At 61.4% G+C, this 26,678-nt stretch carries 26 protein-coding genes and 1 other RNA gene; 10 read left to right on the top strand and 17 right to left on the bottom strand.

Annotated elements, in window-relative coordinates; genetic code table 11:
* Window positions 1-29: 29 nt before the first annotated feature.
* From ruvB to HYPMC_RS04630, 5 genes are all read right to left on the bottom strand, one after another.
* The gene (ruvB, locus tag HYPMC_RS04650) at window positions 30-1,076 is read right to left on the bottom strand and encodes a Holliday junction branch migration DNA helicase RuvB (protein ID WP_013946646.1); all 1,047 of its coding nucleotides are present in this window, start codon (window positions 1,074-1,076) and stop codon (window positions 30-32) included.
* Between the two features lie 80 nt (window positions 1,077-1,156).
* Window positions 1,157-1,582 carry a hypothetical protein gene (locus tag HYPMC_RS04645; protein WP_013946645.1) on the bottom strand — a complete coding sequence of 142 codons (426 nt, stop codon included), beginning with the start codon at window positions 1,580-1,582 and terminating at the stop codon, window positions 1,157-1,159.
* 45 nt (window positions 1,583-1,627) lie between these two features.
* Window positions 1,628-2,257, bottom strand: coding sequence for a Holliday junction branch migration protein RuvA (gene ruvA / locus HYPMC_RS04640; RefSeq protein WP_013946644.1), 630 nt, complete (start codon window positions 2,255-2,257; stop codon window positions 1,628-1,630).
* A 13-nt stretch (window positions 2,258-2,270) separates the two neighbouring features.
* Window positions 2,271-2,798, bottom strand: coding sequence for a crossover junction endodeoxyribonuclease RuvC (gene ruvC / locus HYPMC_RS04635; RefSeq protein WP_013946643.1), 528 nt, complete (start codon window positions 2,796-2,798; stop codon window positions 2,271-2,273).
* Complete coding sequence (locus HYPMC_RS04630) at window positions 2,795-4,897, bottom strand: hypothetical protein (protein WP_013946642.1); 2,103 nt, start codon at window positions 4,895-4,897, stop codon at window positions 2,795-2,797. The genes ruvC and HYPMC_RS04630 overlap by 4 nt, the downstream gene beginning before the upstream one ends.
* Window positions 4,898-5,070: 173 nt before the next feature.
* On the opposite strand from HYPMC_RS04630, the gene HYPMC_RS04625 reads away from it, so the two are divergent.
* Complete coding sequence (locus HYPMC_RS04625; RefSeq protein ID WP_013946641.1) at window positions 5,071-5,388, top strand: hypothetical protein; 318 nt, start codon at window positions 5,071-5,073, stop codon at window positions 5,386-5,388.
* A 47-nt stretch (window positions 5,389-5,435) separates the two neighbouring features.
* On the opposite strand, the gene HYPMC_RS04620 is transcribed toward HYPMC_RS04625, so the two are convergent.
* The 6 genes from HYPMC_RS04620 to HYPMC_RS04600 form a co-directional block, all read right to left on the bottom strand.
* On the bottom strand, window positions 5,436-6,185 hold the full coding sequence (locus HYPMC_RS04620; protein ID WP_013946640.1) for a YebC/PmpR family DNA-binding transcriptional regulator: 750 nt from the start codon (window positions 6,183-6,185) through the stop codon (window positions 5,436-5,438).
* Between the two features lie 93 nt (window positions 6,186-6,278).
* On the bottom strand, window positions 6,279-7,112 hold the full coding sequence (locus HYPMC_RS04615) for a TIGR00282 family metallophosphoesterase (RefSeq protein WP_013946639.1): 834 nt from the start codon (window positions 7,110-7,112) through the stop codon (window positions 6,279-6,281).
* 19 nt (window positions 7,113-7,131) lie between these two features.
* Window positions 7,132-7,704 (bottom strand): 5-formyltetrahydrofolate cyclo-ligase, encoded by a 573-nt coding sequence (locus HYPMC_RS04610; protein WP_013946638.1) that lies wholly within the window; start codon window positions 7,702-7,704, stop codon window positions 7,132-7,134.
* 32 nt (window positions 7,705-7,736) lie between these two features.
* Window positions 7,737-7,897: non-coding RNA, 6S RNA (gene ssrS, locus HYPMC_RS23570), on the bottom strand.
* Between the two features lie 76 nt (window positions 7,898-7,973).
* A complete protein-coding gene (locus HYPMC_RS04605; protein ID WP_024275510.1) occupies window positions 7,974-8,288 on the bottom strand; it encodes a cell division protein ZapA in 315 nt (104 codons plus the stop codon).
* Window positions 8,289-8,328: 40 nt separating this feature from the next.
* Window positions 8,329-8,556 (bottom strand): hypothetical protein, encoded by a 228-nt coding sequence (locus tag HYPMC_RS04600; protein ID WP_013946636.1) that lies wholly within the window; start codon window positions 8,554-8,556, stop codon window positions 8,329-8,331.
* A 283-nt stretch (window positions 8,557-8,839) separates the two neighbouring features.
* Between HYPMC_RS04600 and gap the strand changes: the two genes are divergently transcribed.
* On the top strand, window positions 8,840-9,850 hold the full coding sequence (gap, locus tag HYPMC_RS04595) for a type I glyceraldehyde-3-phosphate dehydrogenase (RefSeq protein WP_013946635.1): 1,011 nt from the start codon (window positions 8,840-8,842) through the stop codon (window positions 9,848-9,850).
* A gap of 79 nt (window positions 9,851-9,929) precedes the next feature.
* On the top strand, window positions 9,930-10,964 hold the full coding sequence (locus tag HYPMC_RS04590) for a class I fructose-bisphosphate aldolase (RefSeq protein ID WP_013946634.1): 1,035 nt from the start codon (window positions 9,930-9,932) through the stop codon (window positions 10,962-10,964).
* A 91-nt stretch (window positions 10,965-11,055) separates the two neighbouring features.
* Here HYPMC_RS04590 and HYPMC_RS04585 read toward each other — a convergent pair whose 3' ends face one another.
* Window positions 11,056-13,443, bottom strand: coding sequence for a murein L,D-transpeptidase (locus HYPMC_RS04585; protein WP_024275509.1), 2,388 nt, complete (start codon window positions 13,441-13,443; stop codon window positions 11,056-11,058).
* A 310-nt stretch (window positions 13,444-13,753) separates the two neighbouring features.
* Here HYPMC_RS04585 and HYPMC_RS04580 point away from each other — a divergent pair, with 310 nt between their 5' ends.
* From HYPMC_RS04580 to HYPMC_RS04560, 5 genes are all read left to right on the top strand, one after another.
* On the top strand, window positions 13,754-14,401 hold the full coding sequence (locus HYPMC_RS04580) for a thiamine phosphate synthase (protein ID WP_013946632.1): 648 nt from the start codon (window positions 13,754-13,756) through the stop codon (window positions 14,399-14,401).
* A 41-nt stretch (window positions 14,402-14,442) separates the two neighbouring features.
* The gene (locus HYPMC_RS04575; protein WP_244420978.1) at window positions 14,443-15,480 is read left to right on the top strand and encodes an SEL1-like repeat protein; all 1,038 of its coding nucleotides are present in this window, start codon (window positions 14,443-14,445) and stop codon (window positions 15,478-15,480) included.
* Between the two features lie 88 nt (window positions 15,481-15,568).
* On the top strand, window positions 15,569-16,363 hold the full coding sequence (locus tag HYPMC_RS04570; protein ID WP_013946630.1) for an inositol monophosphatase family protein: 795 nt from the start codon (window positions 15,569-15,571) through the stop codon (window positions 16,361-16,363).
* A gap of 117 nt (window positions 16,364-16,480) precedes the next feature.
* The gene (locus HYPMC_RS04565) at window positions 16,481-17,533 is read left to right on the top strand and encodes a hypothetical protein (RefSeq protein WP_013946629.1); all 1,053 of its coding nucleotides are present in this window, start codon (window positions 16,481-16,483) and stop codon (window positions 17,531-17,533) included.
* 3 nt (window positions 17,534-17,536) lie between these two features.
* Window positions 17,537-18,565 carry a peptidoglycan -binding protein gene (locus tag HYPMC_RS04560; RefSeq protein WP_013946628.1) on the top strand — a complete coding sequence of 343 codons (1,029 nt, stop codon included), beginning with the start codon at window positions 17,537-17,539 and terminating at the stop codon, window positions 18,563-18,565.
* A gap of 308 nt (window positions 18,566-18,873) precedes the next feature.
* On the opposite strand, the gene HYPMC_RS04555 is transcribed toward HYPMC_RS04560, so the two are convergent.
* Window positions 18,874-20,622, bottom strand: coding sequence for an ABC transporter transmembrane domain-containing protein (locus HYPMC_RS04555; RefSeq protein WP_244420977.1), 1,749 nt, complete (start codon window positions 20,620-20,622; stop codon window positions 18,874-18,876).
* 351 nt (window positions 20,623-20,973) lie between these two features.
* On the opposite strand from HYPMC_RS04555, the gene rpmE reads away from it, so the two are divergent.
* A complete protein-coding gene (gene rpmE / locus HYPMC_RS04550) occupies window positions 20,974-21,198 on the top strand; it encodes a 50S ribosomal protein L31 (RefSeq protein ID WP_013946625.1) in 225 nt (74 codons plus the stop codon).
* 89 nt (window positions 21,199-21,287) lie between these two features.
* On the opposite strand, the gene HYPMC_RS04545 is transcribed toward rpmE, so the two are convergent.
* Window positions 21,288-21,836, bottom strand: a complete 549-nt coding sequence (locus tag HYPMC_RS04545) for a DUF1465 family protein (RefSeq protein WP_013946624.1) — start codon at window positions 21,834-21,836, stop codon at window positions 21,288-21,290.
* Window positions 21,837-22,206: 370 nt separating this feature from the next.
* Complete coding sequence (locus tag HYPMC_RS04540) at window positions 22,207-22,398, bottom strand: DUF1192 domain-containing protein (RefSeq protein ID WP_013946623.1); 192 nt, start codon at window positions 22,396-22,398, stop codon at window positions 22,207-22,209.
* Between the two features lie 157 nt (window positions 22,399-22,555).
* Here HYPMC_RS04540 and HYPMC_RS04535 point away from each other — a divergent pair, with 157 nt between their 5' ends.
* Complete coding sequence (locus tag HYPMC_RS04535) at window positions 22,556-23,551, top strand: NAD(P)H-quinone oxidoreductase (protein ID WP_013946622.1); 996 nt, start codon at window positions 22,556-22,558, stop codon at window positions 23,549-23,551.
* A gap of 68 nt (window positions 23,552-23,619) precedes the next feature.
* Here HYPMC_RS04535 and HYPMC_RS04530 read toward each other — a convergent pair whose 3' ends face one another.
* Both HYPMC_RS04530 and HYPMC_RS04525 read right to left on the bottom strand, forming a co-directional pair.
* Window positions 23,620-24,477 carry a TIGR01459 family HAD-type hydrolase gene (locus HYPMC_RS04530; RefSeq protein ID WP_013946621.1) on the bottom strand — a complete coding sequence of 286 codons (858 nt, stop codon included), beginning with the start codon at window positions 24,475-24,477 and terminating at the stop codon, window positions 23,620-23,622.
* A 119-nt stretch (window positions 24,478-24,596) separates the two neighbouring features.
* Window positions 24,597-26,513 (bottom strand): EAL domain-containing protein, encoded by a 1,917-nt coding sequence (locus tag HYPMC_RS04525; RefSeq protein WP_050976750.1) that lies wholly within the window; start codon window positions 26,511-26,513, stop codon window positions 24,597-24,599.
* Window positions 26,514-26,678 lie beyond the last annotated feature (165 nt).

The following is a 26,678-nucleotide window of genomic DNA, read 5'->3' as shown; positions in this document are numbered from 1 at the left end:
CTTTTTTAAGTTTTGGTTGAGGAGCGGCGTTACGCCTCGCCTTCGCCGTCCTCGAAGATCGGAAGCTCCGGCGAAGCCCCTTTCGCCGGGCTGTTTACGCCCAGATGCCTGTAGCTTTTGAGGGTCAGAACCCGTCCGCGCGGCGTACGCCCGATGAAGCCCTGCTGTAAAAGATACGGCTCGACGATCTCTTCGAGCGCGTCACGGGGTTCCGACAGCGCCGCCGCCAGCGTCTCGATGCCGACTGGGCCGCCTTCGTAATGTTTGAGGATGCAGCCCAGATAGCGATGATCGAGCGCATCGAGTCCCTCGCCATCGACTTCCAACATCGTCAACGCCCGGTCGGCGACCTCGGCGTTGATGACGACGGCACCCTCGACGGCCGCAAAATCCCGGACGCGGCGAAGCAGCCGCCCTGCGATGCGCGGCGTCCCACGCGAACGTTTGGCGATCTCGCGTGCTCCGTCCGGCGACATCGCAGCTCCGAGCACGCGTGCCCCGCGCCCGACCACCTGCTCAAGCTCGGCAACCGTATAGAAGTTGAGCCGCACCGGAATGCCGAACCGGTCGCGCAGCGGATTGGTCAGCAGTCCCGCGCGCGTTGTCGCGCCGACCAGCGTGAATTTCGGCAGATCGATGCGAACCGACCGCGCCGCGGGCCCCTCGCCGATCATCAGATCGAGTTGGAAATCCTCCATCGCTGGATAGAGAATTTCTTCGACCGCCGGATTGAGCCGATGAATTTCGTCGATGAAGAGCACATCGCGCTCTTCGAGGTTCGTCAGGAGCGCCGCGAGATCGCCAGCCTTGGAAATCACCGGCCCTGAGGTCGCTCGAAACCCGACGCCGAGTTCCTTCGACAGAATCTGCGCCAGCGTCGTCTTGCCGAGCCCCGGAGGCCCGGCGAACAGCACATGGTCGAGCGCATCCCCGCGCCCGCGCGCCGCTGAGATGAAAACCCTCAAATTTGCGCGCGCCTGCTCCTGCCCGACAAAATCGTCGAGCGACTGCGGGCGGATCGTCGCCTCGAAGGCATCCGCGTCCTTACGCGCGCTGCTGACAAGCCTGTCGGTCATGGTTTGTTCGTGAGGCTATTCGCCAGCGCCGTCAAGTCGGCGCGCCAGGGGCCGTTGGAAACGCGGTGCAAAGCCCGACTTCACGCCTCTTCGCGCAGAATGCCGCCCGCGATCAGCAGCGCCCGCATGCCGATGGCCAGCAAACCCGCCAGAAATGCCAGAAACGGCATCGCCGGTCCGGCGTGAAACGGAAAAATGATCACGCCCGCCATGAACCCCAACACACCGGCCACGGCCGCATACAACCACGGGTACGTGCCGTTTTGCAGGACGAACGGCGTCAATCCCAGCGCCGCGACGGTCGCCGGCAATGCGCTCCAGACGAACGCATCCACTGCGACTTCGCCAATCGCTTCGCCACCGTGCGGCGGCAGTAGAAAATTCGTCGCCGGAGCAAGGAATTGCAGTCCGACAAAGATCAATCCGGCAAAGAATGGCGCCGCCAGCGACGTAATCAAAACCATCCAGAGCGTGCGCATGGTGTTGCTGATCTTGTTCTTCTCCATGCGCGAGACTGCTTTCCGGTTGCGGCGAAAATTATGACGGACGGCCTAGCGCGCCAACTCTTTGAGGCTGCGCTTGATAAGGGCAGCAGTGTCGGCAGCATCTCCCAATTCCTGCGACGCGACCGCAACGGCAGCATTGGCCTGCGCCGGGTTGTAGCCGAGATTCGTCAGCGCCGAGAGCGCTTCGGCGAACGCCAGGCTCGATGGCGGCATGCTGGGCCCAGGAGCAGCCATACCCGCACCACCCGCCGGAATGTTATGCCCGCCGAGCGAAAGCGCCGGCGCCTTGTCCTTCAATTCGAGAACGATGCGTTGCGCGAGTTTCTTGCCGACGCCCGGTGCTTCTTCCACCGCCGCCCAGTTGCCGAACGCCACGGCGTTGGCGAGATCCTGCGGCGCCATCACGCCAAGCACGCTCAAAGCAACCTTGGCGCCGACGCCTTGGATCGTCTGCAGGGTACGAAACCAGCTCCGCTCGAACTCGCTCTGAAATCCGAACAGCCGGATCGCATCCTCGCGCACGTGCGTATCGATCGTCAGCGCCACGTCGTCGCCGACCTTCAGATTGCGCAGCGTCTTCGTCGAGGCCTGCACTTCGTAGCCGACGCCGTTGACATCGATCACGAGGTGGCTTTCGCCGATCGCATCGACCTTGCCCTTGAGCTTCCCGATCATATGAACTTGCCGATCATGTTCCCGCGACCTTGGCCGCAAACGCCGCCGCCCGCTGGCGACTGACGCGATGATGCGCATGCGTGATAGCGATCGCCAACGCGTCCGCCTCGTCCGCACATCCAAACGTCGCCTTCGGCAGCAGGAACGAGATCATCGCCTGGATCTGATGTTTTTCTGCGTGACCTGCGCCGGTCACCGATTTCTTGATGAGGTTCGGCGTGTATTCCGCGACGCGCAGCCCGAGGCGTGCGGGCGCCAACAGCACCGCTCCGCGCGCCTGACCGAGCTTCAGCGTCGAGCGCGGGTTCTCGTTGACGAACGTCTCTTCGACGGCGGCCTCAGACGGACTGAAGCTCTGAATAACGCTCGTCACCTCGTCGAACAACGCCGAAAGCCGATAGGCAAGATCGTCGTCCTTGGGCGGCGTAATCACGCCGGACGCCACATAGACGAGCCGGACGCCATCGCTGTCGATGACCCCCCACCCGGTCCGGCGCAACCCCGGATCGAAGCCGATAATGCGAATCGTTCGTTCCCTCATGCTCTTCGCATAGCACGAACCGCATAGGGCGCCGAAGGCGTCATCGGTGGCGGCGGCAACGGCGGGGGCTTGGTAGCGTCCGCAACCTTGCCCGTCAGGATCGCATCGAGCGCTTCCGCCACGTCAGGCTCGGTCCAGTAACCGGTATGGCCACCCAGGCCCATGACGTGGTTGTCGACGCGCAGTCCCGGCGGCGGTTGGATGCGACCGCCGATGTAATCGTCCACCCGGAAGAGATTGATCCAGCACTTGAGCTTCGACGCGATGCCAATCGGCACCTGCTTCGCAGCCGCGTATTCGTGGAAATATTTCTGATAGATGCTGCCGAGCGGCGATCCGAACGTCAGCAGCGCCGGGGCGGCATCGCCGAGGCGCGTATAGTTCGGCCCGTTATCGCGCAGATAATCATAGACGATCACTGACCCTTGGCTGTGCGCCAGAAAGATCACGCCGTCATAGCCCTGGTTCTGCACGAAGTGTTCGAGCACCAGGTTGAGGCGCGACTGTATCCGCTCGCGCCGGAGCCGACGGTTGCGAATGCGAAACACCGACGGGATGAAGTACGCGGCCGTCTCCTGCCGCGGCTGATAGTGATGGTCGATCAGATCGCGCGCGAAGTTTGCGACGTTGGCGACGCGCCGTCCGAAGAAGAACGGCAGCACCAAAGCGACCACCGCCGCCACCGGCAGGATATAGCCCCTCAGCGTCACGAACATCTGGTTCTTGTCGAGATAGGGCTGCACGAAAACCAGCGCGAAGACGACGAGAAACGCGAAAATCAAAAGCCCGACCAGCGCCGGATTGAACAACAGCCGTGGCATGTTTCGCGCTGTCTGTTCGAGATCTGAACGCCCGCGCCGCGCCTTGAATTGCCGGATTTCGATCAGCAGGATCGAGGCCAATATCATCAGCAGCACGGTGACGGCGGTTGCCGCATAAATGAACTTGAAGCGACCGATCCAGTCGAGCTCGATGTTCGGCACCTGCACAAGCTTTGCAAGCGGACTGTCGGGTTGAATCTCATGCGCGGCGATGGCCTTCTGGACAATGGGCCGCGCTTCCCGCAGCGTCGTGATCGTCTCAGCCCGGTTCAACACCGGATAGATCACGCTGACGACCACTGTCGTCCACAGCATGAACTGCATGATGAGGATGGCGATGCTCGTCGACAGCGTCCCGAGCCGCGAACGGTCGCGCGTGATCCGGGCGCGGACCCAGGCGAACCCGAGCAGCACCGCCGCGAACACCATCATCCCGCCCCAGAAGCGCCAGCCCCAGATGATGATCTTGTAAAGGCCGTCGATATAGCAGGCCGCGTTCGTCGGTCCGCCGACGCAGTCAGCAACACCGCGGGCCAACAGCCGCTGCGGACCGATCTCGAGTTCGGGAATGTATTGTAGAAGCACGAGCAGCGCGTTGTAGTACGTCAGCGCGAACACCGCGAGCGACGTCACCACCAGCCAGAACACGGTGTCGTACCAGGAGTAATCCTGCTGCCGGCTGATCCGGTAGAAAACATAGAGCGACGCAATAAAAATTGCGCCCGTCATGACGAGCACCTGCGAGCGGACGTCCATCATTTCGGTCGTCACCGACACGGGCTCGAACAGGAACAGCGCACAGATCGCCGAGGTCACGATCGTGAGTGCCGCGCTCGGCCCGCGGATCAGCCAGCCCGCGATCCAGAGCAGCTTGCGCAGGATCCACGACGTGACATCCCGCGTCCGGTCGAGCATGGCATCGACGAGGTGATGGGATTCGAAGATGACGCGAAAGAGTTGCAGCAGCGTATTCACGCGCCCGGGCTGGCCTTCGGTCAGGTCCGCCCAGTGCAGCTCGACGGCTTCGATCTCGATGCCGCTGTTATGCGCGGCGCCGCGGCGGATCACCGGAAACACGGGCGGCGGATTGCCGACCTCGGGCTCGGTCATGCGATTGTATTCGTTGGCAGGCGAAACGCTGTATCCGGGCCGCGTCGTGGCCAGGGTATCGAGAACGGCATTGACGCAATAGCCGGGCTCGGTCTCGCCCACACCGTGGACAACGACCAGTCCGACACGAACCCGGCTTCTGCCCCCCGATGGTCCGCCCGCCGCCATGCCTACTCCCGTACACCGTGTACGCCCTAATCATAGTGCGTTTTGACAACAAAGCACGCTTCCCCGGCTTTGCTGCCGCACCAAACTCGTAAGAACGCAAGATTTCGACTTTAGTGTTGCGGAATGAATAAATAACTTGGCGGTCCGCCGCCACCATAGAGGTTCAGGACGTAATGAACGTCACCTTCGCTCATCCGCTCTGGATTGTGGCAGGTCTGTTGCTGATCCTTGGCGGATTCTGGCTATTTCGCTGGGCCAAACGGAATGATACGCGCGCCGCGATCGCCGCCGCCACGACAGAAGCCGCAATTAACAAACTTCGCAAAAAGCCGGGTGCTCCCGGTCCAGGCCAGCCGAAAGCCTCGGCTGGAGGTAGCGCCCGCACCCGCTTCCGCAACTCGATGGCTCAGTTTTTCGGGATCGTCGGCATCCTGATGGTCATCGCCGGACTGGTCGCGATGACATTTGGCGTGTTCTATACTGCCGGATAGCTCTCAGTTCTCGAAGCGCCTCGGCCGAGGCGCTCGGGCCTATAGCCTCAGGCCGCCGTCAGCTTCTTCAACACTTCGTCGGAGATTTCGAAATTGGCGTAGACGTTCTGTACGTCGTCGTCGTCTTCGAGCGCGCCAAGCATCTTCATGATGGTCTGCGCATTGTCTTCATCGACCGACGTTGACAGGTTCGGCTTCCACACAGCTTTGACGCTCTGGGCTTCGCCGAGCTTTTTCTCAAGCTCGCCCGCGACCGTCCCGAGGGATTCGAACGCCGTCGTGATCAGATGGCCATTCTCGTCCGACTGCACATCGTCGGCGCCCGCCTCGATCGCAGCTTCCAGCACAGCGTCCGCAGATCCGGCACCCGGCTTGTAGGTGATCTCGCCGATATGATTGAACATATGGCTGACTGCACCCGTCGCGCCGAGATTGCCGTTGTATTTCGTGAACACGCTGCGGACGACGCCGCCCGTGCGATTGCGGTTGTCGGTCAAAGCTTCGACGATCACCGCCACGCCGCCCGGCGCGTAACCTTCGTAGCGAACTGCTTCGTAGTTCGCGAGGTCGCCGCCTGCCGCCTTCTTGATGGCGCGCTCGATGTTGTCCTTCGGCATGTTTTCGGCGCGGGCTTCCTGGATCGCCAGCCGCAGCCTGGGGTTCATGTCCGGATCGGGTGTGCCCGACTTCGCGGCCACCGTGATCTCGCGTGCGAGCTTCGCGAAGAGCTTCGAACGCATCGCGTCCTGCTTGCCCTTGCGGTGCATGATGTTCTTGAATTGCGAATGGCCGGCCATGCTCGTGCTCGTTGCGTTTTTGGAGTTGTGCAGAAGCCCCGTCTTTTGCGCAACGGCCGCGCGCGGGTCAAGGGCGACCCTTCAAAGCCTCGTTCAGGCGACCGTTTCCGTCCAGAAAGCAGGCGTTGACGGCTCGAGATGCGGACCAAGCCGCAGCGGGGCGGCATGAACGGCCAAGCCGGTGGTGTCGTCCGTATCGACCGCGAACCCTGAAATCGAGCCCGGCCCGACGGCCGGCTCGTAACGCCCCCGCGGGATCCGCGTCAGAAAGCGATTGATCGGCTCCTCGGGATCCATGCCGAGCACTGAGTTGTAGTCGCCACACATTCCTGCATCTGAAAGATACGCCGTTCCGCTCGGCAGAATGCGGCCGTCCGCGGTGGGCGTATGAGTATGTGTTCCGACCACGAGACTGACGCGCCCATCGAGGAAATAGCCCATCGCCTGCTTCTCGCTCGTCGCCTCGGCGTGGAAGTCGATGATAACGGCGTCGGCTTCGCGCTTTAGTGCACAAGCCGCCAATTCATTATCGACGGCGCGAAAGGGGCAGTCGTTTTCAGGCATGAACACGCGCCCCATAGCGTTGACGACGAGCACATCTGCACCCCCCTTTGACTGCAGCAGGGTGGCGCCCCTTCCCGGCGTACCTTTGGGATAGTTGATTGGCCGGATCAGCCGGTCATGTCGCTCGATGAAGACGAGCGTATCCTTCTGATCGAACGCATGGTTGCCGAGCGTCACGCAATCGGCGCCGGCGTCGATCAGATCGTTGAAAATCGCTTCCGTAATACCGAAACCGCCGGCCGAATTCTCACCGTTGATGACGACAAAATCCAGGCCGAACCGCCGGATGAGCCCGGGTAATGCATCGCATACGACCGTGCGGCCCGCACGGCCGACGATATCTCCAAGAAACAGAAGACGCATGAAAGGGTCCGACCAGAATTTATTGGCATTTTTGGGGACCCGAAGGCGTCAGGACCCAGTCGAGTTTTTCGTCATAGCTTTCGGCAGGCACCGCGTCGACCTTTTGTTCGTCATAGGCGATCCCAACGGCGATGATCGGCTTTATTTTTCGCAACCGGTTGAGCGTACGGTCGTAAAAACCGCCACCATAACCCAGGCGGTACCCTCGCGCATCGAACGCCAGCAGCGGCACCAGCACGACGTCCGGATCGACCTCCGGCTTATCGTCGGTCGGCTCGGCGATCCCCCAGGCTGCAGGGGCCATCACGTCTCCAGGCGACCACAACCGCATAATAAGCGGCTTGCCCCGCCCCTGCATCACCGGCAGCGCCAGCTTGCAGCCTTCGGCCTGAAGCCACGTCATCAGCGGCGCCGGGTTGATTTCATCGCGGATTGCCGCGAACCCCGACACCGTCGCTTCGGGCTTTATGCCAAGGAAATCCAGACCTTGGGCGGCAACCAGCCGGCTCGCCTCCGGTCCGTGGCGCTCGAAGGCTTCCTTGCGACGCAGAAGCGCTTCGGCGCGCAGCTCTTTCTTTGCGTCCGCCATCATTTCGCTGTCTAACGCAAGTTGGTCCTGAAAGAAATAATGCCGCGAAGGCCGTTGAGACGATGATCCCGCGTGGTCCCTACGAGCGTAGGTGGGCACCATGTATCCGGAGCCACGGCTCCGGTCAGGGACAGCGCCCGTGCGGATCTTATAGGCCCCCGGGTCATATTGTCCCTGACGAGCCCCGCAGCATCTGCTGATGTATGTGAACGGCTAAGAAAAATCCAGTGGTCGCGTCGGCATATGCACGAGCCCGATGGGCTTTCGCCGCCTTAGCCCTTGGCGCGCCGCTTCTCGGGCTCGGCGTCTTCGTCCGCCTCAAGGCTGCGGATCGCGGCCGAGCGCAGGTCAGCTGAGTTGCCCCCCAGCAGATCGTCGACATCGGCCCGAGTGTCGAACAGCTCGTCCGTAATCATCAGCGCCGCCATGAGGATCAGACGCTCGTCGCCGACCGCCCCATGCTCACGGACCAGTTCGTCCAGTTTTGAGTTGAAGTACGAGACGATGTCCCTCAGGCGCCGCTCGTCGTGTTCCTCGCAGTGGAACCGATAGGTGCGTTGATTGAAGGTGAACGGGACTTCGGCCATCCTGCCCGGCAACGCAGCCGGTCTCCCCCTTGAACGACGCTCACGATGACTCGCTTTCGCGCAGACTATGAAGCGAATCGAGAACCCAATCAATGCGATTGAGGGCGTCGGCGGTCCGCTGCTCAAGCTCCGCGATCCGCTGCTGGGCGGTCGCCAGCTCGGCTCGCAGGCGCGCATTCTCGGACCGCAAATTGAGGTCGCCCGACGGCTTGCGGGCAGACTTCAGGTCTTCCGCGCGCTTGATCTTAACGGTGTTGCGTTCAGTCATGGCCTCTCATCGCCCTCGCGGGCGACACGATTGACGCATCGATCACCTTAGCTTGGGCGTTAGGTTACGTGGCTAAGGTAAATGTCGTCAATAAACGAGACCGTGTTTGCCCCCTTATGACTGAAAAGAATCCTAGGAGCGTAACCCAAAGCACCGGGCTTGCCTGATTGACAGGCGGCCACCAAGTGACGTTAAAGACCCGCAAAACCTTGAGACTGATCGCGACGAGCCCGCAATTCGTCCGTATCCGTTACAATTTCTCACACCCGGAGGATCTCCAAGAATGGCTGTGAAGGTCGCGATCAACGGTTTCGGCCGCATTGGTCGCAACGTGCTGCGCGCAATCATCGAGAGCGGTCGGACGGACATTGAAGTCGTCGCCATCAACGATCTCGGCCCTGTCGAAACCAACGCCCATCTGCTGCGCTATGACAGCGTGCATGGCCGCTTCCCCAAGGAAGTGAAGGTCGATGGCGATACGATCGACGCCGGTACCGGTCCGATCAAGGTGACGGCCATCAAGAACCCCGCCGAGCTACCGCATAAGGCCATGGGCGTCGATGTCGCGCTCGAATGTACCGGCATCTTCACCTCGAAGGACAAGGCCAAGGCGCATCTCGAAGCCGGCGCCAAGCGCGTGCTCGTCTCGGCCCCCGCCGATAACGCCGATCTGACTGTCGTCTACGGCGTCAACGACGACAAGCTCACGAAGGAGCACGTCGTCGTCTCGAACGCCTCGTGCACCACCAACTGCCTCGCGCCGGTCGTCCACGTGCTCAACGATGCCGTCGGTATCGCACACGGCTTCATGACGACGATCCACTCCTACACGGGCGACCAGCCGACGCTCGACACCCTGCACAAGGATCTCTACCGCGCCCGTGCAGCAGCGCTGAACATCATCCCGACGACGACCGGCGCCGCGAAGGCCGTCGGCCTCGTGATCCCGGAACTCGCCGGCAAGCTCGACGGCGCGTCGATGCGCGTGCCGACGCCCAACGTCTCGCTGATCGACTTCAAGTTTGTCGCCAAGCGGAACACGACGGCAGAAGAAGTGAACAACGCCATCGTTGAAGCCACAAAATCGAACCGCCTCGGTGGCATTCTGACGGTGACGAAGGACAAGCTCGTATCGATGGACCTGAACCACGATCCGTCGTCTTCGACCGTCGCCCTCGATCAAACCAAGGTGATTGACGGCAACTTCGTTCGCGTCGTTTCCTGGTATGACAACGAATGGGGCTTCTCGAACCGCATGGCCGATACCGCAGTCGCAATGGCCAAGCTGATTTGAACGGGATTTTAGGACGGGCGCCAGTGAACGGCGCCCGTTATTGTGCGTTTCACTGTTTAAACGGCCTACGGAGGCAAGTATGAGCGAAAAACTTGAAGACATCGCCCGCGCTCTCGTTGCGCCCGGCAAAGGCATTCTGGCCGCTGACGAAAGCACGAGCACGATCAAGAAGCGGTTCGACTCGATCAAGCTGACATCGACCGAAGACAGCCGCCGCGACTACCGCGAGATGCTGTTCCGCGCCACCGAAGGCATGAAGAATTACGTCTCCGGCGTCATCCTTTACGATGAGACCATCCGTCAGAAGGCCAAGGACGGTACGCCGCTCGTCGACATCATGAAGGCCGCAGGCTCGCTTCCCGGCATCAAAGTCGACATGGGTGCAAAACCGCTCGCAGGTCCGACGTCGAAGGTCGAAACCATCACCGAAGGCCTCGACGGCCTGCGCGAACGCTTCGCCGAATATTACAAGCTCGGCGCCCGGTTTGCGAAGTGGCGCGCGGTCATCACCATCGCCGACGGCATGCCGACCTGGAACTGCATCAAGGCAAATTCGCACGCGCTGGCCCGCTACGCGGCCCTTGCCCAGGAAGCCAACATCGTCCCGATCGTCGAACCCGAAGTCCTGATGGACGGCGAGCATGCCGGCCACGACATTGATGAATGCTATCGCGTCACGGAGTGGACGCTGCGCACCGTCTTCCGCGAACTCTATGATGCCCGCGTCAATCTCGAAGGCATCGTGCTCAAGCCGAACATGATCATTTCCGGCCAGAAGTGCTCAAAGCAGGCGAGCGCCGCCGAAGTCGCCGAAAAGACGGTCAAGTGTTTGAAGGCGACGGTTCCCGCCGCTGTCCCTGGCATTGCCTTCCTCTCGGGTGGTCAGTCGGACGAAGCCGCAACCGAGCATCTCTCGCTGATGAACGCGTCCGGTCCGCTGCCCTGGCCGCTGACCTTCTCTTATGGCCGCGCGTTGCAGGCCGCTGCGATCCAGGCCTGGGGCGGCAAGCCCGAGAACGTCGCTGCCGGCCAGCGCGCCTTCACGCACCGCGCCAAGATGAACAGCCTAGCTGCTCTCGGCAAATGGGACCAGAAGCTCGAAAAAGCGGCCTGATAAAAGCCGTATCGAAATCCCGGGCACGGCCTGAAAACAGAAAGGGCGGATCGAAAGATCCGCCCTTTTTTGATGTCTATACCGGCTGCGCTCAGTTCAAGAAGATGTTGGAAAGCGCATCCTGGATGGGATTGCTGTTCTTCTTGCTCCGGCGGTTCGGCCGCTGATCGTCTCCCGGATCGTACGCGCTGGCGCCCGGCTCCGAAGCTTCCGTCGGATCGATCGCTTCCTGCGCAACGAAGCGGACGGGACGTCCCCGGATTGCAGACATCACCCGGCTGTCGATGCCGTAGACGTCGGGGAAGTTTTCCATCTGACCATCGTCGCCCACACGAGCGGTGAAATAGACGAGGTAAACGGGCACCTCTTTCGACAGCGTGATGCTGGCACCGCTATTCCAAAGCTCTCCGACCTTCTCAGGCGAATAACCTTTGTCTTCGCCCAGAATGACCTCCGCAGTTTTACGAGGATCCTGAACACGCATGCAGCCGTGGCTCAACGCCCGGGCATTCGCGCTGAAGAGGCTCTTCTCCGGCGTATCGTGCATGTAGACGTCATGCTTGTTCGGGAAACGGAACTTCACCATGCCGAGCGGATTGTCCGGACCCGGCGGCTGGATAAAGCTGTATTGCCGAACGTCCGCCGTTTTCCAATTCACCGAATTGGGATCGACCCTCTGGCCGTTGTAATAGACCTGCAGCTTGTAGGCTTCGATCACATCTGCGCCGCTGTAACCGCCGCCGCCACCGAACAACTGATCGAAGAATCCGAAGCCCGAATTGCCGGACGCCTGCCGGAGGCGCGGCATAAGCTCCTTGGCTTTGATGCCGTCCGGCATGCCCCAGCTCGGGCGGAAGATCACATACTGCATTTTAGAAGACAGCAGCGGCGTCGGCCACGACGGCTGTCCGACAACGATCCTCTGCTTCAGCTCGATGCGATCGTCTTTCCAGATCTCGCTGGTAAACTCGGGAATGTTGTTCATGACGTAGAACTTCCCGAGATTGGCCGGCAGCCACCGCCAACGCTCCATGTTGACGACGATGCGATCGACGTTCTCCGACGGGCTGGCGCGACGCTTGGGCTGCCCCTCGCTGTTGAGCGCGGTGCGCACGCGATTGGTCACCACGCCATTGGCCTTGAGACCGTTCGCCTGCTGGAAGGCGCGAACCGCATCGGCAAGCTGATCGTCGTACACGCGATCATTTGAGGGATTGTCGGCAGGAACTTTCAAGCGCTGCCGCAGCAGCGAAACCTGATCGTCCTTGACGCCCCGCTTCAGCGTTTTGCCCTTCGTCGGTAGTTTGATGAGTAGCGCCGGGTCGACAGGCTCATCCGCGACATCAGTCGCCCCGCCACGTGCCTTCAACAGCGCTTGACGTAGACGTTCGAAACCGATGTGTTTCGGATTGAGGCCGCGCAGATAAGCGCCGGGATCTGACGCACTCGCCAGCTCTCGCATGACGGCCTTCGGCTCTTTGACCGGCGGCTTCATATCGAGAATGTTGCTGAGCGACACTGGATCGAGACGGCCGCCGCGCGCATACCGCGCATATTTCAGCGCCGATAGCGTCAACTGAGCCTCCGCCGCTCCTTCCGAAGCGGACCCACTCCCGAGCGCCGGAATAGCGAAGGCCGATGAATCGAGACCCCAATCATCAGCGCCTTTCAACGTCGAGATGATCTCTTTCGCTTTGCGCGTGAACTCACCGCCATGAACCCACAGCGGCTCGGTATGGCCACTATAGTAATCGCGCGCGGCGGTCACATCGTCATTGGCGCTGTTGCTGGCGAACGACTTATCCGAAAGCTTCCCGCGTGCCGCGAGAACGACCGGATTGACCGGCGGCGGTGCTGGCGGCGTGGCAACCGGCGTCGTCTCAGCGGGCTTGGGCTGCTGCGCTGTATCGCTCGCGGGAGAAGCCGCAGGAGGTGTCGCGGTAGCAGCGTCTGGCTTGCTGTCGGTTGATGGCGCAGGCGTTGCAGCCGGCGTGTCTGCAGCAGGTTTATCCGCGGCAGACTTGTCGTCCGCCGATGGCGTTACGATAGCCGTATCCGTCGTTGCAGGGGCCGGCGCAGCGTCGGGTTTGACGTCGGCCGGTTTTGCATCAGCCGGCTTGGCATCGCCTGTCGCGGGCGCCGGTTGCGACTGAGGCGTCTCACCGGCAGCCGGAGTCACCGTCGCCGTTACCGACGGATCGGCATCATGTACGCTGCTCTTCGGCGAAACCGCAGGCTCGGCCGGAAGATTGCTCTTGGGCGGGTCAGCCGATTTCGGAATGGCAGCCGTTGTCGTCGGCGCCGCCGGCGTGACAACCGGAGCATCCGCTGCCGACGTCGGTTTCGGCGGAAAATACGTCGTCGTGCCGCTTGAGGAATCCTGCGTGGTCGTCTCTGCCGCCATGACTGGCGCACATCCGATCCAGCAAACCCCCAATAAACTGACGCCGACTAGGCGAAGCGTGACTTGTTTGATCATTCCCCGTTTGGCTCCGATGGGCGAGAGACGCAGCATGCCGATCTTGCCGACACTACGTGAGCCCTCAAGTTGGCGGAAAAACGCCTAAACTCAGAGATGGGTGACCATGACCCGTTCCCGTAGACTGGTAAACTGCGTTAAGGCGGTAATCCGGCGAAAAAACCGCGCTGTGGCCCTTAAAACTCGATTCGTCTTGAGTATAGCCCTGTTTGCTGCAACCCAGTGGACGAAACCCGGTCAATCGACGGCCTTCTTGTTTCCGCCGCATTCAGCACGGAATTGAACGTTCAAAAACTGGAGTCTTTGGCGCGTGTCTACCCCAGCCAGCCTTTATCTGGATTTTCAGATCGACGACACGCCCGCCGCACAGGCGAAAAGCGTGCTTTCGGCGGCGATTGAGGCCGCGCCGATTGCAAGCGTGCTGCTGCGTCCCGGCCAAGGCGCGAAAATCGCTTCCGAAACGACGCGGCCGCTCATTGCCTTGGCGCAAGCACAAGGCATCGCCGTGCTGATCGCGTCGGAGACCGGCGAAACCAAGATGCTCGGCGCCGATGGCGTTCATCTGCTCTGGTCACAGGATATCATCCGTTCATTCAAAACAGCGCGCCAGTCCGCGCCTGATGCCATCGTCGGCGCCGACGCTGGGCGCAGCCGCCACGACGCGATGGAACTTGGCGAAAGCGGCGCCGATTACGTCGCCTTCGGCATTCCTCCTCATGTCGAAGACCGGGAAAAGGCAGCGCAACGCCAACGCGATCTCATCGCCTGGTGGAGTGAGCTGTTCGAAGTCCCCTGCGTTGCCTTCGATGTTCCCGATAGCGATGCCGCGCATGCATTGGCTATCTTGGGCGCCGACTTCGTCTCTGTCCGCGTGACAAGCAGCGAAACGGAAAAAGACGCTGCCGCCCGCGTTCGCGCGTTTTCGGAAGCCTTACGAATCCCCGAGACTGCAACATGAGATTATCCCGGTCTGGATCATTAATCGGAACGGCCCTCTGCTTGGCACTCACTCTCAGCGCCGCTCCCGCAGCGGCCGAAAGCAGCTCGTGGTTTTCGCGCGACGAGACGGTTGTCCCCAAGCTCACCCCGACGCCCAAGAAGTCGGAAGCCGAGCCGCCCCCCACGTCCGGACCGGCGAGCATGAAAACGCGCATTCCCTCGCTGGTTCCCCCGACCGGCGACGATGCCGCCTACACCGCCTTCGACCAAGGCCAGTACCTGACGGCGCTGAAGCTCGCGCAGGAAGCCGCAGCCAAGGGCGAACCACAAGCCAATACTCTCATCGGCCGCATCTACCAGGACGGCCTTGGCGTCGAAAAAGACCAGCGCAAAGCCAACGAATACTTCAAGCGAGCGTCCGACATGGGCGACATCCAGGGCACCTTCGCGCTCGGGATGGCCTACGCCCAGGGCAAGGGCGTCAAGAAAGACTACACACAGGCCGGCGAACTGTTCGAGAAGGCCGCCCTCTCCGGCAGCGCCGACGCCAACTACAATCTCGGCCTGCTGTTCCTCAACGGCACGGGCAAGCCGCAGAACCCGATCCGCGCCTACCAGCACATTCGCTACGCCGCCGAAAAAGGCGTTCCACAGGCCGAATACGACCTCGCAGAGCTTTATCAGACGGGCACCGGCGTCGATGCCAATGCGCTGGAAGCGGCACGCTGGCTCTCCCGCGCTTCCGAGCAAGGCCTCGCAGTCGCGCAATACGATTATGCTGTGCGGCTCCTCCAGGGCTTCGGCCTCACGAAGGACGAGGTGAAGATCCCCGCTCTGCTCAAGGCGGCCTCAGAAAAGGGCATCGTCGGCGCGCAGAACCGATTGGCCTACGTTTACCTTGACGGCATCAAGGTGAAGAAAGACCCGATCGAAGCCGCGAAATGGCGCCTGATCGCGCAGAAGAACGGCTTCGTCGACAAGGAATTCGACGCCATTCTGGCGAAAATGTCGAAGGCCGATCGCCTCAAAGCAGCGGTCGAGGCTTCCGCCTGGATGGACCGTATCGCGGTCGATCCGGAAATGTCGGCAGTGCCTTAAGGCTTTGCGCCGCCTTGCCATGACTGTGAAGAGCCGGTAGAGCGCGCGTCTTCGAAGTTTTTCTCGCGCCGATTCCGGATCTCACGACATGAGCAACGTATCACCGACCCTGAACGTCATGATTTCCGCGGCGCGCAAAGGCGGACGCAGCCTCATTCGCGACTTCGGCGAGGTCGAACACCTGCAGGTCTCGATCAAAGGCCCTGCCAATTTCGTCTCCGCCGCCGACCACAAAGCCGAAGACATCATCTTCAAGGAACTGTCGAAGGCCCGCGTCGGCTACGGCTTCCTGATGGAAGAGCGCGGCGAGATCATTGGCGCCGACAAGACCCACCGCTGGATCGTCGATCCGCTCGACGGCACCACCAATTTCCTGCATTCGAACCCGATGTTCGCCGTTTCCATCGGCCTTGAACGCGAAGGCCAGCTTGTTGCGGGCGTCATTTACAATCCGGCGAGCGACGAGCTTTTCACCGCTGAAAAGGGCAAGGGCGCCTACCTGAATGACCGCCGCCTCCGCGTCGCCGCCCGCAAATCGCCCGCGGATGCCCTGGTGACAACCGGCATTCCTCACCGTGGCCGCACCGGACACCCGCGTTTCCTCAAAGAGATGGAAATGCTGATGGGCGAAGTCGCAGGCATCCGCCGCACCGGTTCCGCCGCCCTCGATCTCGCCTTCGTTGCTGCCGGCCGCTTCGACGCCTACTGGGAGCACAATCTGCAACCGTGGGATGTCGCGGCCGGTATCGTCATCGTCCGCGAGGCCGGTGGCTTCGTCAGCGACCTGAAGGGCGGCGACAAGATGCTGGACTCGGGCGACGTCCTGGCTGCCAACCTCCACCTTCACAAAGCTTTCGGCTCTGTGCTGTTTACAAAGGGCTGACACACGCCGGACGCCCCGGGCTAGCCCGACCTCCGGCATGATGTTGCCGGTTTTCGATGACACAGCGTTGCGCTAAGGTCTCGCAATGGGACAGCGGGGACGTTCCGGAGACGACGAATGGCCAAGATCCGCCCGGGCGATGCCTCGGCACTCGCACCGGTATCGCGGCGTTTGACACCGCCCGGTGTCTTTTTGCTGCGCATGACGATTTTCCTGACATTGGTTGGCTTTCTTGCCGCCATTCTCTTCGACCAGTTGCAGCATTCGTTTTTGAACAACCCAGGCCTGAATGGCCTGATCCTCGGTACGCTCTTTCTGGGCATCATCTACGCCTACCGTCAGGTCTTCCGGCTTTATCCCGAAATCCGCTGGGTGAATGCTTTCCGTATTTCCGATCCAGGCCTGTCGATCAGCGCCCGCCCCGTGCTGCTCGCCCCAATGGCGACGATGCTGCGCGATCGCACCGGCACCATCTCGCTGTCGACGGCCGCCATGCGATCGTTCATGGATTCGATCGGCTCGCGCCTCGATGAAGCCCGCGACACCGGCCGCTATCTCGTCGGGCTGCTCGTGTTCCTCGGCCTGCTCGGCACCTTTTGGGGTCTGCTTGAAACCATTCAGTCGGTTGGCCACGCCATCGACACCCTCGACAGCAAGGCGACCGACAACGTCCAGCTCTTCAGCGACTTGAAGGCAAGCCTCGCCGCGCCGCTGAGGGGCATGGGAACGGCCTTCTCGTCATCGCTTCTGGGCCTGTCCGGATCGCTCATTCTCGGCTTTCTCGAATTGCAGGCAAACCACGCGCACAACCGCTTCTATAACGAGCTGGAAGAATGGCTCTCGGGCATCACCGAGCTGACGCCTGCCGGCGGCGTGTCGTCGAGCGACTACGTCAACCGCCAGCTTCTGTCCGCCGTCGTTGACATGCAGCGCTCGCTCGAAGACTTCACCAATCGCTTGACCGACCAGCCGGCACCCACGACCGCCAAGGCGGCCGGTCAAGCTCAAGAGGACGTTCGCGACCTCGCGCGCGGCGTCAATCAGCTCGTGACGCAGATGCGCACCGAACAAAAGGTCGTCCGCGAATGGGTCGATGAGCAGGCGCAGCAGCAGCAAGAGGTCGCCAGCATGCTGCGCAGCCTCGCCGATGCGATGAAGCGCGGGGGCTAACCAATGGCGCGCGGACGCTCCCGCCGCGGTGGCGAATACGGCGAGTTCTGGCCCGCCTACGTCGACGTGCTCTCGACGCTGCTCCTCGTCGTGACGCTGCTGATGTCGATCTTCATGATCGCGCAGTACTTCTCCGCCCAGGAAGTCACCGGCAAAGATTCCGCCCTTCAGCGCCTCACCGCCCAGATCAGTGAATTGACGTCGATGCTGTCTCTGGAAAAAGGCAAATCGCAATCGGCGCAGGATGAACTCGCGGCTCTGCAAGCCACGCTCTCCACACTCAAAGCCGAGAACGAAAAACTGACGGGCGCAGGCCTTGGCGCTGACGAGCGCGCCAAATCGGCCGAAGGTCAGATTGCCGGATTAACGGCGGCGCTGGACAAGCAGAAGAACCTTTCGAACGAAGCGTTGTCGAAAGTCGATCTTCTCAATCAACAGCTCGTTGCGCTTCGCCGCCAGATCGCAGCCTTGAACGACGCACTCGAAGCCTCGGAGAAAAAAGGCGCCGAAAGCGACAAGACCATCAAGGATCTCGGAGCCCGTTTGAACACGGCCCTTGCCCAGCAGGTGCAGGAGTTGAAGCGTTATCGATCCGACTTTTTCGGCCGCTTACGCACGCTGCTGAAAGATCGCAAAGACATCCGCGTTGTCGGCGACCGCTTCGTCTTCGAATCTGAAGTGCTGTTCCCGTCGGGCTCCGCAACGCTGACGCCGGAAGGCATGGCGGCGATGGACCAGATCGCCGAAGCCATCGTCGAATTGCAGAAAGAAATTCCGCCCGACATTGATTGGGCTCTTCAGATCAACGGCCACACCGACGCGCGCCCGATTTCGAATTCGCAATTCGCTTCGAACTGGGAACTCTCAACGGCCCGCGCCGCATCGGTCGTGAAATACCTCGTCTCGCGCGGCGTCCCCGCCGACCGGCTCGTCGCAGCGGGCTATGCCGAATTCCAGCCGGTCGATCCCGGCCACACGGAAGAAGCCTACCAAAAGAACCGTCGCATCGAGCTGAAGCTGACGAACAGATAAAAGCCTAGCGGCCGCCGCGCCGAACGCTTATCGCTAAGCTCAATGGAAAACAGGAGCGGCCACGTCAATGCGCAGCCGCATGCGTCGGGGCAGTAGTCAGCTGTTATCGCCTAGGCAAGTCCGAGAAACGACCCGACCCAACGTACGATCTCGCCGTTGTTGAACGAGATGTCGTACGCAAAAACTCCGAACCCGATAACGATGGCCGTAAGCGTCTTCATGACACTAATTATCAGCAGGCGGACAGATTGTTGATAATCAGTTCACAGACATTAACAGCCGGTTAACTCGCAGATCCGCCGTTCGGCCTACTCCGCCGCCTCGCGTCCGAACTGAAGCTCGGCAAGATGCGCATAGATTCCGCCGCGCCGTACCAGTTCGCTATGCGTACCGGCTTCCGCGATACGGCCGTTCTCCATGACGAGAATCCGGTCCGCCTTCTGCACCGTCGCCAGGCGATGCGCGATGACGATCGTCGTCCGGTCCTTCATCAGGTCTTCAAGCGCTCGCTGCACAGCGCCCTCGCTTTCCGCATCGAGCGCGCTCGTCGCCTCGTCGAGCAGCAGGATCGGCGCATCTTTCAGAATTGCGCGTGCAATGGCGATGCGTTGACGCTGACCGCCCGAAAGCGATGTGCCGCGTTCGCCAAGACGCGTGTTGTATCCATCCGGAAGACGGCGAATGAATTCGTCGGCCTGGGCTGCAGCCGCCGCACGCCGCACTTCCGACAGCGTCGCGCCTGGCGTGCCATAGCGAATGTTTTCGGCAACCGTATCGGCGAACAGCGCAACGTCCTGCGGTACGAGCGCCATGCGATTGCGCAGCGCCGAGAGGTCGGCATCCTTGACGTTGACGCCATCAACGCGAACGATGCCCGTATCGGGATCATAAAAGCGCAGAAGCAGATTGAAGATCGTGGTCTTGCCTGCCCCCGAGGCCCCGACGAGCGCCAGCGTCTCGCCCGGTTCGGCGCGGAATGAAATACAATCGAGCGCTTTATCGCCCTTGCGCGCCGCATAGCCGAACGACACGTTTTCGAACGCTACGCTGCCGATTGCGGGCTCCGGCAGCGGCGTCGGCTTCTCTGGCGAACGGATTTCCGGCACCGTCGCCATCATTTCAGAAAGCCGCTCCGCAGCACCTGCCGCCTGGCTGATCTCACCCCAGACTTCCGAGACTTCTGCGAGAGATGCCGCAGCGAACAGCGCATAAAGCACAAATTGCCCAAGCCGGCCGCCGGTCATGTCACCGGAGATCACCGCCGACGCGCCGTACCAGAGCACAGCCGTGATACTCGCGACAGTCAGGAAGATAGCGATGCCCGTCAGCGCCGCGCGCGCCCGCATCCGCCGACGTGCCGCAGCGAACGTCCGCTCCACCGAACGGTCGTACCGATCCGTCACGGCCTTCTCGTTGACGTAGGCCTGCATCGTCCGATAGGCGGCAAGGTTCTCGGCCGCGTAGGCCGATGAATCGCCGAGCGTATCCTGCGCCTCCCGTGACAGGCGGCGCACAAGCCGCCCGAAGCCGACGAGCGGCAGAACGATGACCGGGATCGCCAGAAACACCAGCAGCGAAAGCTTGGTGCTGGTGATGAACATCATGATCAGCGCGCCGACCAGCATGATCGAGTTGCGCGCCGCTTGGCTCAGCGACGAGCCGGCGACAGCTTTGATCTGCGTGGTGTCCGCCGTCAGGCGGCTCATGATCTCGCCGGAATGATTGACGTCGAAATAGGCCGGTCCGAGCTTGGCGAGTTGCGCGAAAACCTTCGAGCGCAAATCGGCAACCACGCGCTCGCCGATCCAGTTGACGAAATAATAGCGGGCCGGGCTCGCGATCGCGATGATGAGGCCGATACCGATGAGCGTGAGGAAGTAGCTGTTAATGAGCGCGGAATCGTTGCCGGCAAAACCCTTGTCGATCATACGCCTGACGGCGAGCGGAACCGACAGCATGGCAAGCGCCGAGACGACCAGGGCGATAACGGCGCCCCAGAGCGCACCCTTATGCGCGGTGATCAAGGGCATCAGCGTCTTCAAAGGCTTAAGCGACATGCGCCGGCGTTCCCGGGAAGGTTCATCCGTAGGTTGAGCCTGCTCAGGGCTCCGGTCTGCAACGTCGCTGCTCATGGGGTTTTCTGATCCAAGTCGTGGGGAAACATGATGTTTCGACCCTTAAGCCGCGGGGACCATGCCCCACCGGAGCCGATGGCTCAAGTGGCAATGGGCCGCTGATCGGCCTCAAGAAAATTACGATTTGCTTAGGTTTGCGACGCACTGCGGCTTGTGCAGGGTGGCTATCTCGGCTAAACAACGCGCCAATTCAGTCCCCTCTTTGCCAAGACCGGGGCCGGAGCTCTTCAGGGCTTCGCCGTGATAAACGTATTACCAGACGGACCAAAGGCTATGAAGAAAGACGCCGATCTCCACCCCGACTACCACCAGATCAAGGTGGTCATGACGGATGGCACTCAGTTCATGACGTACTCGACGTACGGCAAGGAGGGCGACACGCTCACCCTCGACATCGACCCGAACACGCACCCGGCTTGGACCGGCGGCGATGCGAAGTTGATGGACCGTGGCGGCCGCCTGTCGCGCTTCAAGAAGAAATTCGAAGGCATGTTCTGATCGCTTTTCGTGATCGAACGTATCGTCAGAAATCAAAAGGCCCGCTCTCGTCGAGCGGGCCTTTTTGATTTTCGAACTGTCGGTTGCGCTCAGCTGACTTTCGCAGCGAACGCCCGCTCCAGCAAACCGACCTGATGCGCAACCGGATTCACCGCTGCTTCCGGCGCATCTGCTGCCGACGGCGTCGTCAGAATGCGATCGAGCTGCGAGATGCGATCGTGCAGAGCGAAGCTTTCCTCGATCAGGCTCTGAAGGCCCATCGGGAGCTCCGAATAGCCCTTGACGTGCGCCGGGCGGCCAAAAGCCTGCAGCTTGACGCGACGCCGCTTCTTGCGCGCTTCGTCCTCGGTGATCTCACCTTCTCGAAGCGCGCGGCGAATGAGAAGCCACGAAGCCAGATCGAGCAGCCGCGTCGTCAGACGCATGCTTTCGGTTGCATAAAGGACGCCGACCCCGCCAGCGAGCGCCTTTGCTTCCTTGCGGCCCGGACCGTCAAGATAACTGGCGGTGCGCTCGACGAGCGCCATGCCTTCTTTGAAGATGTGGTCAAACTGTTCGGAGGACTGAAACCGCTCTCCGAACGAGACCGTTGTGGCGCCGCCAGACGGCGCGCCATCCACGCGATATACGTTACTCATGACCCTCAACGATACAAACGCTTACCCGTGTGCAACTGCTACCACGAACCGACACTAGAGCACCATAGTTAACAACCTCGCCCAAAACGGGGCGTTTCCAATCCTGTTGTGGACAGTGCAAAAAAAGAGCCGCTCCGTTAGGGCGGCTCGAAAGTCAACAGGGAGGCGTCAAATGAGGCGGCAGAGGGGCCGCCACGATCCAGATGACCTGGATTAACACCGAAAGTGCAGCAATATGCTTAAGGTTCAGTTAAGTGGAAACGTGAGCGGCGTGACGCGCTGTTAGGATTCGAAACAGCCGCGCCAAATTCATCGAATCCCAAAATTGGACAGTATGCAGCGTAATTCAAATTGATCGTTAGAACGCACTTTACGATTTAAAAAGCGCGTGCGCCGCCTCTTCGTGACGCTTCTTGCGATCGACTTCCGCACGCACCCGGACGATCTCCGCCTCAAGATCTGCGATCCGTTTTTCGAGCTCTGCGACCGACAGCGTTTCGAGGCTTTCGCCGATTGCTGTACCCTTTGGTTTTTTCGGCGGCAACAGATCGTCGAGGTCCATGACGCGTCCTCCGGTTCTTATGCGCCCACTCTATTGAAGATGCTCCAGCGGGTCGAGATCGGATGCAGCAGACAGGGCGCGTCTCCATCCCGCCTTGCCCCAGCGGCCCTTGCGGTGCATTCCTCTCGCCAGCCAAAATGCCAAGAGAGCAAACCTGATGAGCCTTCCCACGACGATGAAAGCGGTAGCGATCAACGGAGCCGGCGGACCCGAAGTCCTGACGATGACGGAACTGCCGCTACCCGAGGTGAAGGCAGGCGACGTGTTGATCAAGGTTGCAGCAGCAGGCGTCAATCGGCCAGACGTGTTGCAGCGACAGGGCAATTATCCCGCACCGAAAGGCCATTCGGAACTTCCGGGCCTCGAAGTCTCCGGCACGATCGTGGCCTTGGGCGAGGGCGCGAAACGCTTCACTATTGGCGATGCCGTAATGGCCCTCGTTCCTGGCGGCGGCTATGCCGAATACGCTGCGGTATCGGAACTCGCCTGCATCGCAAAGCCGGACCCGATCTCGTTCATCGAAGCAGCCGCCATTCCCGAGACGTTCTTCACTGTCTGGCACAACGTCTTTCAGCGCGGACAATTGAAGGCGGGCGAGAAGTTTCTCGTTCACGGCGGCAGTGGCGGCATCGGCGTGACGGCCGTACAGCTTGCCAAGGCGTTCGGCGCAACGGTCTTCACGACCGTTGGCTCAGATGAAAAATGCGAAGAAGTCCGCAAGCTCGGCGCCGACGTCGCGATCAACTATCGCACGCAGGATTTCGCCCAAGTCATCAAGACCGAAACGGCAGGCAAAGGCGTCAATGTCATCCTCGACATGGTCGGCGGCGACTACATCGAGAAGAACATTCGCTCGCTTGCCGACGATGGTCGTCTCGTCAACATCGCGTTCCAGAGGGGCTCGACCGCAACAGTCGACTTCATGCGCGTGATGCTGAAGCGCCTGACGCTAACGGGCTCGACGCTGCGCATCCGTTCGAACGAAGTGAAAGGCGATATCGCGAGCGCGATTGCCGAAAAAGTCGTGCCGCTGATCGCCTCCGGAAAAATCAAAATTCCGCTCGACAGCACGTATCCGCTGGCCGATGCCGCCGAAGCCCACAAGCGCATCGACAGTGGCGCCCACATCGGCAAAATCGTTTTGACGATATAGAAACGTTGAGCGACTTCGCCGCTCTTACCGTGTCATCCTCGACATTATGCAGAGGATGACAATTCCAACTACCAAACAAAATCTTTCATCACCGCAACCGGCTTCGCGGCGCTGTCGTTTGCGAATAGGCGCCGCGCCGCGTGATCCATCGTTTCGTCTGCCCGTACGGAGATGCCGCTCGCAATAAACACGGAACGGATACCGAATGCGGCCGCTCCCGCAATGTCGGTCGCCACGCCGTCGCCAATCGCCAGCACCCGATCCTTACCGACCACCGCGCCACGCTTCTCGGCGCCGATCTTGAGCGCAAGGTCATAGATCGGCTGGTATGGCTTCCCTGCGTAGCTCACTGTACCACCCAGCGCCGTATAAGCCGCCGCAATCGCTCCGGCGCAATAGATGATGCGGCCACCACGTTCGACTTTCAAATCCGGATTGGCGCAGATCATCGGCACATCGCGCGCACGAAGCTTCTCCAAAATCGTGGCGTAACTATCCGGCGTTTCCGTCTCGTCGTCGTAAAGACCAGTGCAGATCGCAACTTCGGCATCCTCGAGGGTCGCGCCGGGCTGAGCCTTCAACCCCGCAAAGATCGGCAGATCACGCGATGGCCCGATGTGCAAAATAGGCCGCCCCGCCCACGCGTCGATGAGACTGCGCGACACGTCTCCCGAACTGACAATGCCGTCATAAGCATCGCGCGATACGCCGATGCTATCGAGCTGCTTGCCCACACTCTCCCGCGGCCGCGGAGAGTTCGTCACCAGCAGCGCTGTTCCACCCCGCTTGCGAAAAGCCTCGCACGCCGCCACCGACGACGCGAACGGCCGCACGCCGTTGTGCATCACGCCCCAGATATCGACGAACCAGAGCTCGGATGTTTCCGCGAATGGCGCAATGGACGAGAGAACGGGAATGTCGGTCATCGGCAGGCCTTTACATGGAGCGCGCGCTCTGCGGCCCCGATAAACGGCCCTATAAACGACGCGGCGCCGGACTGTCATCCGGCGCCGTCGTCACAGTCGTTAAACTTCGCCGAGCTATCTCAAGCCGCCGCCGATTGATCGGACGGCCCCGCGCCGCTGTCGACGTTGACCTGTCGCGGCGCTCCAAACAGCGGCCCTTGACCTAACAGCACACCGGCGTCCAGCAGCCGCTTTTGCGTTGTTGCGTCCTGAATGCCCGCCGCAATGATCGAAAGCCCTGCCAGCGTCGCCCGCTGCAGAATTTCCTCGGCCGGCACAAGCCGCTCTGGTGTTGCCAACCCATTGAGCAGTGTCTGAGCGTCAATGCGAACAAAGCGGAAGCCCGATCTCTGCAGCGCCGCGAAATCCGTCCCCACGTGACGAACCTTGTCGAGCGCAAAGCGGAACCCGAACGCGTGCATATCGCGCACGGCCTGCCAAGCCGCCGGTGAGAACGCGTCGACCGCACGCTGCGTAAACGTCAGTACGAGCTGTGCCGAAATTCGCTGCCGCGTTTCGTAGGCGTTCGCGAAGGTTTCAAGAAAAGCCCTGCTCGTCATCGAGGAGCCAAAAAATTCCGCGAGCAGCGAACCTTCGCGATCACGCGCATCCATTCGCGCCGCCAGTGCAGCGGCCCGAGTGAGACGCGCAATGTCGAATTTCGCATCGCGGTCACCTTCGATCAGCGCAAAATCGTCCTCGCTGAAGGTAAGTGTCTCGCCAGTCAGCGAAACGAGGTTCGCCGTCATTTCGTAGTGGCTGACCGAATGCTCCGACAGCGTCACGATCGGCCCAAGCAAGACGTCGATGGTTCCATCGTCAACAGCACGGCTGATCGCATCCGCACGCGGCGGCAGGGTCGGCCCCGACGGCAGCGAGAAATCGGGAAGCGGCAGCTCAAGGTTGGGAGGTGCCACATCGCGCTCAGCAGCATTTGATGGTGGAGCAGTAGAAGCCGACGCGGCGGTGTCCGAACCCGCGATTCTTTCTGCCGTCGCCGGAATGACGAGCTCGCCGAAACCCGTTGCGGGGCTCGCCGGAGCAGCAGCTGGCTGCGCAGGCATCGACTGTGGTTGGGAAGCGGGCTTCGGCTCGGCAGCCTGCGTTTCGAACTTCGGAATGAAATCGCCGAGAGACGGCCTGCCGCGCATGCTCTTTGCAGCAGCGCGCAGCGCGCCGATGGAGTCTTCCAGCGGGCTCGACGGTCCGCTCGGACGAGTCGCAACGAGCTGCGGCTTGGGACGCAATGCTTCCGCCGCGTTCACCTCGTCAGCGAGTTCCTTGATCTTACGCTGCACGAGTTCGAGATCGCCCTCGATGGTCGTCGCGACTGGCGCCTGTGCGTTGCCGTTCATAGCGTTGGTCGCAGCCGACGCGCCCTGCACGGACGCCTGGGCATCGGTCCGAGGCCGGAAAGACCACTGCTCGCGCGGCGCATCCTCTTGCGCCGGTTGCGGCCCCATGAACTGCGTGTCGGCAGGCGGCTCCGAAACCGGAGGCTTTACAGTCGGCCCCTGCAGAGACGGACCAGCGCCGGCTTCGCTTGCCGACTTCGCCGCTGCTTCACCGATAGGCGGTAACGGCGCGCGCTGCGCCTTTCGCGGCCCCTGCTCGGGCGCCAGCGGACCGACGAACGATTGCGTCGGACCTTGAGCGCCGGCTGGCGACGCATCCGAACGGGGAACAAGATTGCCGATGTCACGGCTCAATTCGCGAATCCGCGCCTCGGTTGCGCTTTGCGATGATTGAGGCTGGGCTTGGGCCTGCTGGGGAGCGGGACCCGGACGCATTCCGGCTTTGGGCCGTCCGGCAAGGCGGCTTTGGGCCAGTTCCGCTTTCAGCTGAGCGATCTGCGCCGACTTCTGCATCTGCTTGTGAATGAGCATCAGCAGCGCCAGCGTTACGACGCCCACGGCGCCGGCAACAGGTAGCGTCAGCCCGAGCTGGGTAAAGCACATCACCGCCACGGCAACAGAGGCAATGACGATGGACGCCACGATCAGCCCATCTCGCGATTTAACCTCGCGGGGCGAATCCTGGGATGGCGCAGCCGCGCTTGGAGCAGGCGGCCCGTTTGCCGGAGCAGGTCCTGGAGCCGGACCAGGCCCAAAAGCGGGACCAGGCACAAGAGCCGGCGATGGTGCAGCCGTGTCGGCAGGCGC

Source organism: Hyphomicrobium sp. MC1, assembly GCF_000253295.1.
Classification (GTDB): Bacteria; Pseudomonadota; Alphaproteobacteria; order Rhizobiales; family Hyphomicrobiaceae; genus Hyphomicrobium_B.
This window is presented reverse-complemented; position numbering and strand designations above follow the sequence as displayed.

Coding starts and splice junctions, on each gene's coding strand:
- HYPMC_RS04540 (WP_013946623.1), bottom strand. CDS start 22,398: ATGGACCTCGACGATCTGTTGCCGCCGAAAAAACCAAAGGGTACAGCA.
- HYPMC_RS04585 (WP_024275509.1), bottom strand. CDS start 13,443: ATGATCAAACAAGTCACGCTTCGCCTAGTCGGCGTCAGTTTATTGGGG.
- HYPMC_RS04530 (WP_013946621.1), bottom strand. CDS start 24,477: ATGACCGACATTCCCGTTCTCTCGTCCATTGCGCCATTCGCGGAAACA.
- HYPMC_RS04545 (WP_013946624.1), bottom strand. CDS start 21,836: ATGAGTAACGTATATCGCGTGGATGGCGCGCCGTCTGGCGGCGCCACA.
- HYPMC_RS04560 (WP_013946628.1), top strand. CDS start 17,537: ATGGCGCGCGGACGCTCCCGCCGCGGTGGCGAATACGGCGAGTTCTGG.
- HYPMC_RS04570 (WP_013946630.1), top strand. CDS start 15,569: ATGAGCAACGTATCACCGACCCTGAACGTCATGATTTCCGCGGCGCGC.
- HYPMC_RS04590 (WP_013946634.1), top strand. CDS start 9,930: ATGAGCGAAAAACTTGAAGACATCGCCCGCGCTCTCGTTGCGCCCGGC.
- HYPMC_RS04630 (WP_013946642.1), bottom strand. CDS start 4,897: ATGGCGGCGGGCGGACCATCGGGGGGCAGAAGCCGGGTTCGTGTCGGA.
- HYPMC_RS04565 (WP_013946629.1), top strand. CDS start 16,481: ATGGCCAAGATCCGCCCGGGCGATGCCTCGGCACTCGCACCGGTATCG.
- HYPMC_RS04610 (WP_013946638.1), bottom strand. CDS start 7,704: ATGATGGCGGACGCAAAGAAAGAGCTGCGCGCCGAAGCGCTTCTGCGT.
- HYPMC_RS04605 (WP_024275510.1), bottom strand. CDS start 8,288: ATGGCCGAAGTCCCGTTCACCTTCAATCAACGCACCTATCGGTTCCAC.
- ruvA (WP_013946644.1), bottom strand. CDS start 2,257: ATGATCGGGAAGCTCAAGGGCAAGGTCGATGCGATCGGCGAAAGCCAC.
- gap (WP_013946635.1), top strand. CDS start 8,840: ATGGCTGTGAAGGTCGCGATCAACGGTTTCGGCCGCATTGGTCGCAAC.
- ruvC (WP_013946643.1), bottom strand. CDS start 2,798: ATGAGGGAACGAACGATTCGCATTATCGGCTTCGATCCGGGGTTGCGC.
- HYPMC_RS04625 (WP_013946641.1), top strand. CDS start 5,071: ATGAACGTCACCTTCGCTCATCCGCTCTGGATTGTGGCAGGTCTGTTG.
- HYPMC_RS04555 (WP_244420977.1), bottom strand. CDS start 20,622: ATGTCGCTTAAGCCTTTGAAGACGCTGATGCCCTTGATCACCGCGCAT.
- HYPMC_RS04535 (WP_013946622.1), top strand. CDS start 22,556: ATGAGCCTTCCCACGACGATGAAAGCGGTAGCGATCAACGGAGCCGGC.
- HYPMC_RS04620 (WP_013946640.1), bottom strand. CDS start 6,185: ATGGCCGGCCATTCGCAATTCAAGAACATCATGCACCGCAAGGGCAAG.
- HYPMC_RS04600 (WP_013946636.1), bottom strand. CDS start 8,556: ATGACTGAACGCAACACCGTTAAGATCAAGCGCGCGGAAGACCTGAAG.
- rpmE (WP_013946625.1), top strand. CDS start 20,974: ATGAAGAAAGACGCCGATCTCCACCCCGACTACCACCAGATCAAGGTG.
- HYPMC_RS04615 (WP_013946639.1), bottom strand. CDS start 7,112: ATGCGTCTTCTGTTTCTTGGAGATATCGTCGGCCGTGCGGGCCGCACG.
- ruvB (WP_013946646.1), bottom strand. CDS start 1,076: ATGACCGACAGGCTTGTCAGCAGCGCGCGTAAGGACGCGGATGCCTTC.
- HYPMC_RS04645 (WP_013946645.1), bottom strand. CDS start 1,582: ATGGAGAAGAACAAGATCAGCAACACCATGCGCACGCTCTGGATGGTT.